The following is a 13666-nucleotide window of genomic DNA, read 5'->3' on the forward strand; positions in this document are numbered from 1 at the left end:
AGAAACTCCTGCTGACTTTGCTACTTTGTCCATGCTAGTGGCAGCATAGCCATGTTTGAGAAACTCTTTCATTGCTCCTTCTAAAATAGCTACGCTTTTGGCTTCTGATTTAGTTCGTTCGGAAATCTTGGGGTCAGTTTTAGTCATAGTTTTATTTTCTATTGGGACAAGAAATATTGCAAAACTAGTCAGTTTAGTTTAGCATAGTAACAACTGAACTAAACAGTTTAGTTGAATAACAAAACATTTTAGTAGCTATGGAATACACAGCAGATAACAAAACAAAATCTAGCAAGCCTTTGGTAAAAAGAATTCCTGCCCTAACTATTGGTTTAGTTCTGTTGGTGGGTGGCGTAGCAGTTTATCGCATAACGCAAACAAAGACATCTAAATCGGAAATCCCAGTACAGACGATGCCCGAAATCAGAACCGTAACCGCATTAGGCAGACTCGAACCCAGTGGCGAAATCGTTACTGTCTCCGTTTCTTCCGCAGCCGAGGGCAACCGTATTGACGAGCTTTTAGTCGATGAGGGAGATGAAATAACCAAAGGTCAAACCATTGCGATATTAGACAGTCGCGATCGCTTGGAGGCAGCATTAAATCAAGCCCAAGAAGAAGTTAGAGTAGCCCAAGCCAACTTGGATTTAGTCAAAGCGGGGGCAAAAACAGGAGAAATCAGAGCGCAAGAAGCTGCGATCGCTCGGATCGAAGCCGAACGAGATAATGACATTATTGCCCAAAATGCCACAATTTCTAGAATCAAAGCAGAAGTAAATAACGCCCAAGTAGAATATCAGCGTTACGAACAGCTATACAATGATGGGGCAATCTCGGCATCAGAAAGAGACAGTAGATACCTAACCTTAGCTACCGCCAGAGAACAACTAGCGGTCGCCCAAGCCAATCTCAACAGAATTAAAACCGCCCAAGAAAAACAAATCGCTGAAGCCCAAGCCACATTAGATCGCATTGCTGAAGTTCGTCCTGTGGATGTAGCAGTAGCGGTCGCTCAAGTAAGACAAGCACAAGCAGCCGTTAAAACCGCCCAAGCAGAACTCGAAAGGGCATACATAAAATCCCCCCAAGCGGGAACAGTTATTAAAACTCTGGTTCGCCCAGGGGAAATCGTCTCAAGCGACGAAGGTATTGCCCGAATCGGTCAGATCGGCGAGATGTATGCCGTCGCGGAAGTCTATCAAAGCGATATCAGCAAAGTCAAGATTGGACAACCAGTGACAGTTACCAGTAGTGCCATAGACGAAAAGCTGCAAGGAACAGTGGCAAAAATTGGTTTAGAAATAGAACGTCAAAACGTAGTCAACACCGATCCCACCAGCAACATCGATGCCAGAGTTGTGGAAGTGAAAATCAAACTAGATGAAGCATCCAGCCAAAGAGTATCGGGGCTGACTAATTTACAGGTAAAAGCCAGGATTGAAATCTAAGTAATAAGTAATAAGTAATAAGTAATAAGTAATAAGTAATAAGTAATAAGTAATGAGTAATGAGTAATGAGTAATGAGTAATTATTTGTTCAGCGACAACCATGCGCCACCACTAAAAATCAACAATCAACAAACGAACCAACAAATTAAAAACAACACACCAAATAATCAACAACGAGCGCAAAATAATGTTCAAATCATTCAAAAACCGCACCCCTTTGGGATGGTTACAACTCAAACATGACAGGATGAAAATGCTGACCGCATTAGCGGGAATCGCCTTTGCAGACATCTTGATGTTTATGCAGTTGGGATTTAAAGATGCTTTGTTTAAGACCAATACCCAATATCCCAGACTAATTAATGGAGATATTGTTTTACTGAGTACCCAAGCAACCAACTTTAACGAACTATCGACTTTTCCCCGCCGACGGCTTTTTCAGTCGATGGATGTGCCAGGGGTAGAATCGGCAGAATCTGTCTACATTGGCTCTCTCAGGTGGCGCAATCCCCAAACTAGGGAAAAAACTTCCATGATGGTAATGGGTTTCGATCCAGAACAACCAGCCTTCAACCTCCCTGAAGTTAATCGTCAGCTAGATAAAGTCAAAATTCCCGATACTGTCTTATTTGATCGCGCCTCTAGAGGAAAATACGACGAAATGATTGCACAGATAGAAGCAGGTAAACCTGTAACTACAGAAAGCGATCGCACTACCATAACTATAGATGGTTTATTTGAAGTAGGGGCTTCCTTTGCTGACGATGGGGCATTGATAACTAGCGATTATAACTTTTTACGTCTGTTCCCCAGAAGAGAACAGGGAACTGTTAGCCTGGGGATTATTAACCTCGAACCAGGACAAGATCCCGTAGCAGTCAGACAAGCTTTAAATAATTATCTGCCCGAAGATGTGGAAGCATATACCCATGAGGAATATGTTGAAAAAGAATTAGCTTATATTCAAAACCGTTCGCCGATTGGTTTTGTGTTCACTTTAGGTACGACGATGGGCTTTATTGTCGGGATTGTGATTGTTTATCAGGTTCTTTCTACTGACGTAAACGACCACATGGCAGAATACGCCACGTTTAAAGCGATGGGCTATAAAAACTCTTACTTACTATTTGTGGTGTTTGAAGAGGCTCTAATTCTATCTCTGGCGGGCTTTATTCCCAGTACATTTTTGGCAATGGGACTGTATCAACTCACCGCAGCAGCAACCGCTTTACCGATTGTATTACCCGTATCTAGAGCGATTACAGTTCTTATTCTGACGATCGTGATGTGTGGTGTTTCAGGGGCGATCGCAACTCGTAAACTGCAATCAGCCGATCCTGCCGATATTTTTTAACATCGAACATTTATCATTAGACACTTATCACAATTCTATTACAAAGGCTTGTCTAAGCACGCTTTAAGAATAAAACAAAAAAGGAAAATAAAATAACCATATTTTTAAACATTTAGTAATTTTATTGAACTTCAATGTCATATCAATAATCACAAATATTAGTTCGTTCATCATTAATTTTTTAAAAGACATGAATAATCAACCAGTAATTGACATTCACAACCTCGACCATTCTTTTGGTAAGGATGAACTCCGCAAACAAGTATTATTTGACATTAATCTAGAAATAGATCGGGGTGAAATAGTCTTAATGACAGGACCTTCGGGTTCGGGGAAAACTACCTTATTAACCCTGGTTAGTGGATTGCGATCGCCCCAGTCGGGAAGTTGCAAAATCCTCGGCAAAGAACTATGTGGGGCAAGTTCAGCAGAATTGGTTCAAGCCAGACGCAACAACGGTTATATCTTCCAGGCACATAACCTACACCATAGTCTGACTGCTGCCCAAAACGTGCAGATGGGTTTGGAAGTTCACGGTAAATATTCCCAGAAAGAAATGCGCGATCGCGCTGTTGCCATGTTAGAGGAAGTGGGTTTGACAGATCGGGTGGATTACTATCCCGATAAATTATCTGGAGGACAAAAACAACGGGTAGCGATCGCTCGTGCCTTGGTTTCTCATCCTGCGATCGTTCTAGCCGATGAACCAACGGCAGCCTTAGACAGTAAATCGGGAAGAGATGTGGTCAATATCATGCAAAAGTTAGCCAGAGAACAAGGAAGTACGATTTTACTTGTAACTCATGACGATCGCATCCTTGATATTGCCGATCGCATTGTCCATCTGGAAGACGGCAGACTGATCAACAATTCAGTGAAAGAAACGGCGATCGCTAATTCAGCAATGAACAATGAACAATGAACAATGAACAATGAACAATTATCTACTATCTTAGTGTCTCTCAAGAAGACTCGTTTGAGTAAAAATAAACAGCAAGGATTGCCGTCTTTAAATTACAAACGGCGCGATCGCATATTCATTCCACTGATGTTGATGCCATTCTGCCACATAGGGATGAACCGTAAATATAGGTCGATCCCCAATTTCTACGTCAATGCGCAAGAAAGAATAAGGACGTTTTTTATTGCTTCCACTACCATTACGTCCGACATATAGTTGAGATTGACCGATCGGGTTAGAGTTTAAATCGGCATTCTGAAATAGTACAGTACCTTCCCTACGCTGACGGCGCAAACTATGACCGCTACCACCGCAAACAATCCAATTAATATGAGAGTCTGCATGACCAGTATCTTTAGTGTAGAGGTGTTCCAAACAATGAGCGTGTCCCGATAAAACTAAATCTACAATCGATCGTCCTGCTGGCAAACTATCCATTTCTCTCATGGCATCGTCAAACACCTGTCGCAAGCGATCGCGCACTGCTAGAGTTTGTCCCTGATTCCATTTAGTGGTTTCCGTAACATAGGGGGGATGGTGGAAAAACAGTACTCTACCTTTAATATTTTTATCTTGCCAAGAAGCAACTAAATTATCTTTAAGCCAGGCTAATTGTTCCCAATCGGTAATTTGGTTTTGCTGGTTTAATTGTTTGGCAATATCCTGCTGACTTTCGGCAATATGTTCTAGTTTGGCGTAATAATCGTCGATTTGTTCCGCATCTTCAGAATTATGGGGATTTAATCGATCGATCGCCGTTTGTATTTCTCTTTCTCGCTCGATTAATTCTTGTTGGCGGTGTAATAGTTTTTTTCTGAGTTGTTTTCCTGCTTCGGTGTCGGGAATAGCTAGAGGTTGATTGAAAGTATTGGAATCGAGAGCAAAAAAGTCTATACCGCCATAAGAAAAAGTATAGTAACGATTGGGCAAACGAGTAAATTTTCCTGGTTGATAATCAAGACAGCGATTGCCTCGATATTCGGCTGTGTAATGTCGAGCTAAATGTTGTTCTAACTTTACCCGATCTTGAGCAACGAGATAGTCCAGAAACGCTCTAGCGTAAGCATCTCCACAATCCGATCCGTGCCAACCTATATCTAAATCAATTCTGCCTCGCAGCAAACGCCGAGGTAACCAAGTAGCCTGTGCCAAAATACCAGTCAACAAGGGTAAATTATAATAATCGTGATTGCCAGGAACGAGGAAAAAGGGTAACTTAAAAGTTAATTTATCGTATGCTAGGTGTTGCGGTTTTTCTCCACCCAGCAAAAATTCTTGATAAGGCTTGATAAAATTCTGTTGATAATATTCCTTCGATCCCACTTGGTAAACCACGTCTCCCGTATGGAGAATAAAATGGCAATCTTGCCGATGGGACAACATCATCTCAGCGATTTTCCTTTGGGGGTGATGTTTGAGGTGCGATCCGCAACCACTATCCCCAATCGCTAAAAAAGAAAAACTAGCATCACTGTTTTCTTGACAGTCTATTACTAATTTAGTTTGATCGATATTTCTGGTTTTTAATAAAGAATTTTGCCAGCAAACTCTTCGTTTCATCTGGTTTACTTTATCTAAAATATCGGGATCGGAAATGAATTGCATTACTTTAGTTTTGTTCAATATCTAAACTAATTTTCCTTATCCTGGGGAGAAATCAGAACTTTCATCGGAATTACCTCTACCCTAAGATCGATAGGAATGTCGATTTCTCTAGTCAATAATTGTCTTACTCCATCAATATCTGCTTGAGAAATAGAATCTAAAGGTGCAGCTACTTTTATATCGATTTTAAGCAACCTATGGCGAGGAATTACAACAATTGACTCAATATCGGCATTATCAAATACATCTGTTTGTTTCACAATTAAATCTGCAATTTGAGAACTAACATTCTTTTTAATAATTAATTCCCGCATTGACAAAGTTAAAGGCAAACCCAAAGCAAACATAACTATGGTAGACATTGCTAGTCCTTTCTTCGCCTTGTCTAAATTGCCATAAGACTGACATAAAAATACTAAAGTACCAAAAAAGATAATACAAATTAAGTTGGTACAAAATAACAAAAATGCACCAGATGCGATCGCTCGCTCTCCTAACCCCAAACCAATTCCAATTACACTGAGGGGAGGAACTAAAGCTACAGCGATTGCTACCCCTGGAATCGCGTCGGCAATACTGCGACGGGTTTGAGTAAATGCCCCTGCTAATCCTGCTGCCATCGCAATACCAAAATCAAGCAAAGTGGGGTTGGTGCGGGATAAAATCTCAGAATCAATGGTTTCTAAACCAATTAGGGAAGCAGTCAACCAAGAAGCGATAACCGTCAAGATAATCCCTTTAAAAAGGGTAAAACTAGAACGACGCAACAGTTTGCGGTTACCCATTGCTACAGAAAAAGCCATTCCGACAATCGGTCCCATTAACGGAGCAATAATCATTGCTCCAATAATAATTGCGACGCTATTTGCCAGCAATCCTAAAGTAGCAATAATTGCTGACAGTAACAGCATAAAATGAAAGCTAAAGGAAGGTACGGACGAACGCCATAGACTGCGGTTGAGACTGGCAATAGGGGTAGGTTTTTCTTTAATCCATTTCCAATTACCGTTATCTTGATGCCAAAGCTGTTTGAGATTTAGCTTGCGGATGATTATTCGCAATAAATATTTGCAGTAGATTATATATTTAGGGGTAGCAGCCAGTATTGGGATCATTAATTTTCCATTGTGTTTAAAAAATTAATTTTTAAATATCCATCGGGTTTAGTTGCATCATTTGCCAAGTAACAAAAGTTCCTATCGGACTCCAAAGTAAATAAGGGAGTAATAATAAAAATGCTGTTTTAGAGATAGGTAAGATCGTAACTGCTAAAATTGCCCCTAAGAAAAAACCAGTGCCGCCGATAATCGTTCCTACCTTAAGGCTACGAGTTTTACACATTACCAGGGTGTAAAGAGAAATAGCGATTTCTACTAATAGATAAAACCCCATTAATAACCAAGTAGAAATTGTACCAGGATTGCTTTCCCAAACATTATAAGCCGACCATGCACCACAAATAAATACGGTTATCCAGATGAAAGGAATTGCCCATTCAAAAGTTAGCCAATTAGGACGACGCAAGCGTTTAAACCAGCGAAAATCTTTGCTAGAGATTAAACGATTAAAACTAAAAGGTACGGCAAGGGTAACAATACCAATAGGCAGCCAAGAAGGAATCATAAATATATGGAGTCAAGATTTACTTTAATTACTTACACCTACCTACTTAATGACTTATCCTGCTATGGACGAAGAATAATTTATTGCTCTTTTCTTCAGTAACTTCATCGCTTTGTTTTGAATTTGTCGGACTCTTTCGCGACTGATACCGCAAGCATTACCAATTTGTTCGTAGGTCATAGTTTTACCATCTCTCAAGCCATAACGTAGAGTAATTACATCTCGCTGTTTGGGCGATAGAGTATGAAGTAAATTTTCGATTTGAGCGCGTACTTCCTGACTGGCAACAAAGTCAGTTGGAGTAGCCGAGTCATCAGCCAAAATTTGTTCTAATTCTGTTTGATTGTCGTCAATGGTAGCATTGAGACTTTTTAATTTAGTTATTCTCGCCGATCGCGCTAAGGATCTGAGCTTTTTAAGATTCATATTCAATTCTGCTGCAATTTCTTGTTCGTTCGGTTTTCTACCTAACTTTTGCGATAATTGGCGAGTAGCTTTTTTGATTTTATTTAAGTCTTGAGTAATATGAATGGGCAAGCGAATTGTTCGGGCATAATTGGCGATCGCTCTGGTCATTGCCTGTCTGATCCACCAATAGCTATAAGTGGAAAATTTATAACCCTTACTTACATCAAATTTTTCGGCTGCGCGCATCAAACCAATACTACCTTCTTGGATTAAATCTAACATCGACAAGCCACGATTTTGATATTTCTTCGCCACAGAAACTACCAACCGTAAATTAGCTTGTACCATTTTTTGTTTGGCTTTTTGACCCAAGCGAACTATTTTTTTCTCCTCTAAAGTCAAGTTTTCTTTTTCTAATAGAGGTAGCATTGCTTGAATTTGATTGGCTAGTTGTACTTCTTCTTCTGCTGTTAATAAAGGAGTGCGACCGATCTCTTTTAAATAATCTCTGACAGTATTGTTAGATGCTTGTGCCATAATATTTCTAGATTTTAATATTGTTTTTGGTTGATGTTTTAAAAAGCATTTTCTTCAATGCCTTAAGATTTTTTTGCTGGAAATATATTTTTAAATTTCTCTGCTTATTGAAATTTTCATAACATCGGGAAAGATTTTTTTAACTTGAGTATTAAAATGGATATTTTGAAGTTCAAATTGGGGTCATACTTTCCATCGTCTAGTTAATTAATAGTTTGGTTATATTGTCTAGCTTGTCGGAATTGTTCTGACAATTAAAAGCTACATTGACTCGTTCCACAGAAAATTGTGTTGCGATCGTTCGTTCTCTCTTGACGATCGCTCCTATCACTAATATAGTGTGACCCTTTAAACCTTCCATCTAAAATTACTTAATTAATTTTTAACTTCCCACTCTTTATAGATTTAACAATTTTTCAAGATAGTACGCATCTTCCTTCAGCTAGAAAAAATCGAGACTCTGCTTAACCAAAAAAGAAGTCTCAGAGCAATTTCTATCAGGTTTTTCAATTATTTATTGTTCGCTCCAAACAAAGAATCAACAATATCTTTCTCTTGACTCAAAAATAATTCTTTGTAGAGATTGTCCTTTAACATCATTTGCTGGTGCATTTGAATTAATAACTCTTGAGCGTCTTCTCTATCTAACTGTTTGACGCGATCGCTGAATATACGATGGTTTAATTCTTGCTCCATGGTCAAAGACTGTTTCAATCTATCCATTTAGTTCTCCTTGTTAGCTGTTGTATATATTGTAAATATTTTTTACAATGGCTTGACTCCCTCGTAAGTAGTAATTTCCGTAGTCTGAGGTGAGGATTTGAGGTGATCTTTCCCATTAAACTCAGTTCGTTAAACCAATTAAAAAAACTGAGAATAGCCTTCAAGCTTACTTTGATTGAAATTCTGGTCTGAAACCTTCTCCTTGATCGATTTTTCTAGTGGGAAGATCCTCTGGAGAATTAATTTCTGAATCGGAGTTAGATGACTGTAAGAAAAACGAGCCTACACCACCCAAGATCGCCACAATTGCAACCATAAGGACTATCCCGATGATTTTACGGTTAAATTTATGGTTAGAATTGCTCCGTTTGTTAGTTTGACCTGGTTGAGGAACAATTTCTCTAAAATCTATATACTCTCCTTGATTACTATCTACATCTACAGCAGAAGAATATTGCATCTTAGTCGGTTGACCTTGAAGGTTTTGCCGATCGACATGAGAGACAGGATCTTCGCGATCGCTTGTTTTTGCTTCTGGAGAATTAATTATCGTAGTCTCGTCTTGGGGAGGATCGAAGGTAGTAGTATCAAATGCTTTGAGCGATCGCTTGGCAGTTGCTTTAACTGTCAGCAATTTATACAAATCTTCTAAAGCTTCTTCTGCCGATTTATAACGATCTTTAAAGTGATAGCGAGTCATGCGAGTCAAGATTGTGGCTAACTCCTGACTGACATTGGCGCAGGATTCCCAAACCATCTCCCCATCATCATCTTCGGGCAAATCTAGAGGAGGAATACCCGTAACAGCTTGAATGGCGATGATTCCCAAAGCATATAAATCACTCGTCGGGCGGGGTTTGCCTCTAGCTTGTTCGGTAGGCATATAACCCTGAGTGCCAACGGGTACGGTTAATTGACCGACATTGGTTTTTTGTCCTTGGAGTACTTGTTTAACCGTACCAAAGTCTACCAGCACCAGTTTGCCATCAGAACTACGTCGAATTAAGTTATCTGGTTTGACATCGCGGTGAATTACTCTTTGTTCGTGAACGAATTTGAGAATGCTTAAACCATCTTGCAAAAATTCGATCGCTTTGTCTTCCGACCAAATAGAATCGGCACTTAATTCTTGAGCTAAGGTTTCCCCTTCAATATACTGCTGTACTAAATAAAATTTTTCTGCCTCTTCAAAATAGGCTAAAAGCTGGGGAATTTGCGGATGATCTCCTAAATTGTGAAGCGTAGATGCTTCCGTCTTAAACAGTCGTCTGGCTATAGCTAAAAACTTTTCATCTTGACTACTAGGATATAGTTGTTTGACCACACAAATATCCTTCCCTGGTAGTTGGGTGTCTTCGGCTAAATAAGTCCTGCCAAATCCTCCCTCAGCAAGATACTCAAGGATTTTATAACGAGAGCCAACAATATTTCCCTTCACAATTGGAGTACTAATTGAGGTTTGAATAGAGATTGAAACACAGTAGTATTCTAATCATTTATCTATAATTTTTATCATAATCATAGATCGAGTGCGATCGAAAAGTTATATTTTCATGTGTTAAATGTGCGGTTCAACAGGCACAATAAATAGAATATAGTAAGTATCTATGCTTTTAATAGTGGTAATTAAAAGTATGGCGATCGCATTAGAGGTAAGCTAGATTGGACGAATCATATCAAGACTATATCAACCGAGTAGCTAGGTTAACTTTACCAACTGCTTGTTCGATGCAATTGAAAACCATCCAACCATCTCCGAAGTTTGCGGATGGGAAACCCGTTGCTTTTCCTGGTTACAGTGTCATAACTCCGCCCAAGTCTGAGGACAAGATCAATCAAGATTTTTACGAACGGGTAACCATAGTACAACAGCAACTATCCCAGCAGCTAGAAACAGATTTTTTCATTCCTCTACCCTCAACCAGCTTTCACTTCACCTTGGCAGACTTGATTTGGGATGAAAGTTACAATCAGGCAATTTCCGCCAATGGAGATTTCGATCGCATTTTACAGCAGGAAATCGCTGCCAGTTTTCAGCAATATCAAAAATCGATAACGGACAAGACAACTCTGGCTTGGCAGTTATGGGGAGTTATGGCTAGACCGAGGGCAATTATGGCTTGTTTAGTGCCTAAAGACCGCGAAAGCTATGATGCCGTGATTCAACTGCGTCGTTCTCTATACCAAAATGCTGGTTTAATTGGTTTGGGCATAGAACAACAGTACGATCTGACTGCCCATATTACTCTTGGCTATTTTAATCAAATACCTGCCAGTTTAAATCGCGATCGCCTTTGTATCGTGCTGTCGCAAATTAACGATCGCCTGTTAGAAAGCGAATTACCCGTACTCAACATCAAAGAAGCTCAGTTACGAAAGTTTGAAAATATGATCGAATACAATCGTCAACCAGATTGGGCAACTGTTGACTTTGGTAGCGAATAAGTCGATTTTATCTAACCCATGACAGTTTCTTTAAACCATCCCATTGTCGAACAGAGTTTTGCAATTATCGATCGCGAAGTTGGGGAGCATTGTTTAAATCCTCAAGAATATGCGATCGCCCGACGGGTAATTCATGCTACGGCAGATTTTGAATATCTCAAACTATTAAAATTTAGCCCCCAGGCGATCGCTTCTGGGATTGCAGCCATCAGATCTGGCTCGCCAATTGTTACCGATGTCACTATGGTCAAGCAAGGGATTAAAAGTTTGCTAGCAAAGACTTTTAATAATCCAATTATTGCTGCGATCGATTTAGCACCTACTGCCGATCTGGGCAAAACTCGTACTGAAACGGGCTTGCTTAAATGTTGCGATCGCTATCCCGAAGGGATATATTTAATCGGCAATGCTCCTACTGCACTGCTAGCTTTGTGCGATCGCATTACTAATGCTCAAATGATGCCTTCTTTGGTGATTGGCGTGCCTGTAGGTTTTGTGGCTGTCATCGAGTCTAAACAAGCTTTAGCAAAATTAAACGTACCCCAAATCATCATTGAAGGTAGAAAGGGCGGCTCTCCCGCAGCAGCTTCTATTCTCAATGCTTTGGTGGTTTTAGCCGCATCTTGAATAATTAATAATTAATAATTAATAATTTGCTCTATAAGATTGAGTTTAAAAGGCGATCGCCTTCAGGGATTAATTCTCGATATTTATATTTGATGAGATTTAATTGCGGCTGAGTCAAGATTCTTTGTAGGTAGTCCCGCTGTTGTGGTGTAACGTTGCGATCGATGATATCGGCAGCCCGATTGCCTGAAGAATCGCGAATTGACAAAGATGCGCCACTGCTGACTAATAGTTCTACTATCTCGATTCTAGAATTGCCCGTAGCATACATTAAAGCTGTTTTGCCCTCTGGAGAAATAGCATCAAGTTCCGCACCACTATTAATTAGGTGCATGATTATTTTTAACTTATCTTCCACTGGTCGAGCATCTCTAATTCCTAAAATCGCAGTTTTCATTAAGGGAGTAATCCCGCGACTATCTTTGAGGTTAGGATCTGCACCATGAATTAAGAGTAGTTTGACCAGATCTGGCAGACACCACAGAATAGATACTTCTAAAGCCGTGCATCCTCGATCGTTTTTCAGGTTGGGATCTGCACCATATTCTAATAACAGACGCAAACATTCTTTTTTAGCTGTAATTTGATATAGAGTTTTCGCGGGATTGCTAACGCCACCTTGAGGTAAAGTAAAGTATTTTTTTTCAAAGACTAAAAAGATTAAAGGAAGATTATCCCCGTCACTAGTTCTCAGATTGGGATTTACTCCCTGCTGTAGCAATTGCTTAACTTTAGTCAGATTATTACCAGCGATCGCCTTAATTAATTTTTTTTCTTGTCTGCGAGAATATTGCGTCAGGCGATCGACAACATCAAAAATTATCCAACTCACAAGCCTTAAACCTAGTATTTCTGAAAGATTGATGTAATTTTAAAATACTTGAGGGAATCAAGACAGTACTAATCAAACAAAATTAATCTTCTTGCTCATAAATTTATCCCACTAATCTAATTATTGCATTACTGAAGTAATCACTTATAAATCGTCTAGCAGATGGGTAGATTTCTGCCGTTTTGTTACCTGAAATTGGCTCTTTCTAAACCAAGCCGATTTTTGATGCAGCACTGTTCTTCCCAGGCGTTGCTCAAATGTAATGGTCAACCATTAAGAATTACATCTAAAAACTTGGCTTTGTCATCATCAAGCGATCGCTGGAACAATGGGAGCATTGTTGGCTATTCTTCTGTTCCTGCAACTAGAACGAGAATTGAGAGAACGAGAAATTAGGCTGCAAAATACCAATCAAGAATTAGAGTTGGCGTGCGCTCAGTTAGATCGCTTTACTGCTAATGCTTCCCACGAACTACGCGCTCCTTTAGCTGCTGTATTGAGCAATGCTCAGGTGGGACTGATGGAGCTTGAGGATTTGACTGAAGATAGTACTTTTCTGCATCAACGTTTAGAAAAGATTGTTCATCTGACAAAAGGTATGAGTACCCTTGTAAGTGACTTGCTATTTTTGGCACGACAGGAGAGTTTGTTGTCTCTTGAATCTTTAGAAGCACTTGATATAGTAGATTTGCTTCGGAATTACCTTAGCTGGAATCGCGATCGCCATCCCTACTTTTTATTCAGCCGTCTATGCTCAAGGTAATACATTTAGCGGTACTGTGGAACGGGTTTGGGAGGATGGCTTCCGTCTTAATACAGGCGGTCGCACTTTTAGAGTAGATTCTTGGGATGTCTGCGAGGACAATACCACAAACCATCTGTCAGCAGACCAACAAGTCAATGTATCGGGAGAGTTTTCAGGATTGGAGTTTGATGCTTTCTCCGTTACAGATCGAGAAGGAAATGCAGTTTGTGCTGTATCCAAACCAGAATAGCAAACTATCCCTTTACAGAATTATTAAATAATTTTGGTCAGATTCAATTTATAACAAACACATAAATTTTCAGAGCAAAAATAATGATTACTAATATTAGCGATCTA

Annotated in this window: 16 protein-coding genes; 7 read left to right on the plus strand and 9 right to left on the minus strand. The window is 39.7% G+C overall.

Features of this window, described 5'->3' with window-relative positions:
• The coding region (locus AC33VI_RS05845; protein WP_491781344.1) for a TetR/AcrR family transcriptional regulator at positions 1-147 on the minus strand (147 nt) is incomplete at its 3' end.
• Positions 148-257: 110 nt separating this feature from the next.
• Between AC33VI_RS05845 and AC33VI_RS05850 the strand changes: the two genes are divergently transcribed.
• From AC33VI_RS05850 to AC33VI_RS05860, 3 genes are all read left to right on the plus strand, one after another.
• Entirely contained in the window at positions 258-1448 is a 1191-nt protein-coding gene (locus AC33VI_RS05850; RefSeq protein ID WP_491781329.1) for an ABC exporter membrane fusion protein, read from the plus strand.
• A 188-nt stretch (positions 1449-1636) separates the two neighbouring features.
• The gene (gene devC / locus AC33VI_RS05855) at positions 1637-2803 is read left to right on the plus strand and encodes an ABC transporter permease DevC (RefSeq protein WP_491781330.1); all 1167 of its coding nucleotides are present in this window, start codon (positions 1637-1639) and stop codon (positions 2801-2803) included.
• Between the two features lie 190 nt (positions 2804-2993).
• The gene (locus tag AC33VI_RS05860; RefSeq protein ID WP_491781331.1) at positions 2994-3725 is read left to right on the plus strand and encodes a DevA family ABC transporter ATP-binding protein; all 732 of its coding nucleotides are present in this window, start codon (positions 2994-2996) and stop codon (positions 3723-3725) included.
• A gap of 87 nt (positions 3726-3812) precedes the next feature.
• Here AC33VI_RS05860 and AC33VI_RS05865 read toward each other — a convergent pair whose 3' ends face one another.
• The 7 genes from AC33VI_RS05865 to AC33VI_RS05895 all read right to left on the minus strand — a co-directional run bounded on the left by AC33VI_RS05865 (position 3813) and on the right by AC33VI_RS05895 (position 10098).
• Positions 3813-5369: a metallophosphoesterase gene (locus AC33VI_RS05865; protein ID WP_491781332.1), complete on the minus strand. Its 1557-nt coding sequence runs from the start codon at positions 5367-5369 to the stop codon at positions 3813-3815.
• Between the two features lie 26 nt (positions 5370-5395).
• Entirely contained in the window at positions 5396-6484 is a 1089-nt protein-coding gene (locus tag AC33VI_RS05870; RefSeq protein WP_491781333.1) for a TIGR00341 family protein, read from the minus strand.
• Between the two features lie 31 nt (positions 6485-6515).
• Entirely contained in the window at positions 6516-6992 is a 477-nt protein-coding gene (locus tag AC33VI_RS05875) for a TspO/MBR family protein (protein ID WP_491781334.1), read from the minus strand.
• Between the two features lie 54 nt (positions 6993-7046).
• Positions 7047-7937 (minus strand): sigma-70 family RNA polymerase sigma factor, encoded by an 891-nt coding sequence (locus AC33VI_RS05880; protein WP_491781335.1) that lies wholly within the window; start codon positions 7935-7937, stop codon positions 7047-7049.
• A 199-nt stretch (positions 7938-8136) separates the two neighbouring features.
• Positions 8137-8298 (minus strand): hypothetical protein, encoded by a 162-nt coding sequence (locus AC33VI_RS05885; RefSeq protein ID WP_491781336.1) that lies wholly within the window; start codon positions 8296-8298, stop codon positions 8137-8139.
• 149 nt (positions 8299-8447) lie between these two features.
• The gene (locus AC33VI_RS05890; RefSeq protein WP_491781337.1) at positions 8448-8660 is read right to left on the minus strand and encodes an NblA/ycf18 family protein; all 213 of its coding nucleotides are present in this window, start codon (positions 8658-8660) and stop codon (positions 8448-8450) included.
• Between the two features lie 166 nt (positions 8661-8826).
• On the minus strand, positions 8827-10098 hold the full coding sequence (locus tag AC33VI_RS05895; RefSeq protein WP_491781338.1) for a protein kinase domain-containing protein: 1272 nt from the start codon (positions 10096-10098) through the stop codon (positions 8827-8829).
• A 224-nt stretch (positions 10099-10322) separates the two neighbouring features.
• Here AC33VI_RS05895 and AC33VI_RS05900 point away from each other — a divergent pair, with 224 nt between their 5' ends.
• Positions 10323-11105, plus strand: a complete 783-nt coding sequence (locus AC33VI_RS05900; RefSeq protein ID WP_491781339.1) for a DUF1868 domain-containing protein — start codon at positions 10323-10325, stop codon at positions 11103-11105.
• A gap of 18 nt (positions 11106-11123) precedes the next feature.
• The gene (locus tag AC33VI_RS05905; protein WP_491781340.1) at positions 11124-11732 is read left to right on the plus strand and encodes a cobalt-precorrin-8X methylmutase; all 609 of its coding nucleotides are present in this window, start codon (positions 11124-11126) and stop codon (positions 11730-11732) included.
• Between the two features lie 31 nt (positions 11733-11763).
• Here AC33VI_RS05905 and AC33VI_RS05910 read toward each other — a convergent pair whose 3' ends face one another.
• Positions 11764-12564 (minus strand): ankyrin repeat domain-containing protein, encoded by an 801-nt coding sequence (locus tag AC33VI_RS05910; protein WP_491781341.1) that lies wholly within the window; start codon positions 12562-12564, stop codon positions 11764-11766.
• Positions 12565-12892: 328 nt separating this feature from the next.
• Here AC33VI_RS05910 and AC33VI_RS05915 point away from each other — a divergent pair, with 328 nt between their 5' ends.
• The gene (locus tag AC33VI_RS05915) at positions 12893-13327 is read left to right on the plus strand and encodes a histidine kinase dimerization/phospho-acceptor domain-containing protein (protein WP_491781342.1); all 435 of its coding nucleotides are present in this window, start codon (positions 12893-12895) and stop codon (positions 13325-13327) included.
• Positions 13328-13343: 16 nt separating this feature from the next.
• Positions 13344-13559 (plus strand): hypothetical protein, encoded by a 216-nt coding sequence (locus AC33VI_RS05920; protein WP_491781343.1) that lies wholly within the window; start codon positions 13344-13346, stop codon positions 13557-13559.
• The last annotated feature ends 107 nt before the right edge of the window (positions 13560-13666 follow it).

The organism is Waterburya sp. (assembly GCF_058530065.1).